This is a genomic window from Bradyrhizobium sp. P2_E8, assembly GCF_056403875.1.
The window spans coordinates 1-1,488 of the sequence record NZ_JBFUES010001388.1; the positions used below are offsets into that span (position 1 = coordinate 1).

Genomic DNA, 1,488 nt, shown 5'->3' on the forward strand with positions numbered 1-1,488 from the left:
GTGCACGCCACCGACGCCACCAACGCCTCGCGCACGCTGCTGTTCAACATCCACACCGGCCAATGGGACGACGAGCTGCTCGAGATCATCGGCGTGCCGCGTTCGATGCTGCCCGAGGTGAAGGATTCCTCCGCCCGCTTCGGCGAGAGCGTGCCCGAGCTGTTCGGCGGCGCGATCGCGATCTCCGGCATCGCCGGCGACCAGCAGGCCGCGACCATCGGCCAGGCCTGCTTCCGCCCGGGCATGATGAAGTCCACCTACGGCACCGGCTGCTTCGCGCTGCTCAACACCGGCACCACGCCCGTGGTGTCGAAGAACAAGCTGCTCACCACCGTCGCCTATCAGCTCGCGGGAAAACGCACCTACGCGCTCGAAGGCTCGATCTTCGTTGCCGGCAGCGCGGTGCAGTGGCTCCGCGACGGCCTCGGCATCATCAAGCACGCCGCCGAGACCGGACCTCTTGCTGATCAGTCGGACTCCATGCAGAGCGTCTATCTCGTCCCCGCCTTCGTCGGCATGGGCGCGCCCTACTGGAACCCGCGCGTGCGCGGCGCCCTGTTCGGTCTCACCCGCAACACCGGGCCTGCCGAGCTCGCCCACGCCGCGCTGGAGAGCGTTTGTTATCAGACCTTCGACCTCTGGGCCGCGATGCGCGCCGACTGGCCGAGCTCGGAAACCGCCAGCGTCGTGCTGCGCGTCGACGGCGGCATGACCGCGTCCGACTGGACCATGCAGCGCCTAGCCGATCTCCTCGACGCGCCGGTCGATCGCCCCGTGATCCAGGAGACCACGGCGCTGGGCGCCGCCTATCTCGCCGGCCTCCAGGCCGGCGTCTATCCCGAGCCGACCAAATTCGCCGACAATTGGCGCCTCGAGCACCGTTTCAAGCCGAACATGAGCGAGGCGACGCGCGAGCGGAAGCTCGCGGGCTGGGCGCGCGCCGTGAAGGGCGTGCTGGCGAGCGACGAGGGGGAAGGTTAGGCGGATTTCGTAGCCCGGATGGAGCGCTGTCCGCCGTAGCTCGAAGAGCGAAGGCGGAAGCGCAATCCGGGGCTTTCTCATTCGCTGATCGATCCCGGATTACGCTTCGCTCCATCCGGGCTACTACGGGGCTTCACCAAGCAAGCGCCCAAAGAACAACAACGGGAGAAGACAATGAACACGGATTTCAACCGGGTCATCCAAAAACTCTGTGGCGCAGCGATCTGCGCCGCGCTGCTCACCTCGACCGCAATGGCGCGCGAGAAGGCGAATCCGCTCGGAAGCGCGCGGCAGCTCAAGACCGACGTCGCCGGTCTCAATGCCCCCGCCCAGATCCTGGTTGATGTCTGGGGCATTCCCCACATCTATGCCGGCAACGAGCACGACCTGTTCTTTCTGCAGGGCTTCAACGCCGCGCGCGACCGGCTCTGGCAGATCGATCTCTGGCGCAAGCGCGGGCTCGGCCTGCTCGCAAAGGACTACGGCCCGGCCTATGCCGAGCAGGAC

At 66.9% G+C, this 1,488-nt stretch carries 2 protein-coding genes; both read left to right on the top strand.

Annotated elements, in window-relative coordinates; genetic code table 11:
* The coding region (locus tag AC1D00_RS40710) for an FGGY family carbohydrate kinase (RefSeq protein ID WP_477014591.1) at nucleotides 1–981 on the top strand (981 nt) is incomplete at its 5' end.
* 174 nt (nucleotides 982–1,155) lie between these two features.
* Nucleotides 1,156–1,488 (top strand): penicillin acylase family protein (locus AC1D00_RS40715; RefSeq protein WP_477014592.1); only part of this gene is annotated, 333 nt, incomplete at its 3' end.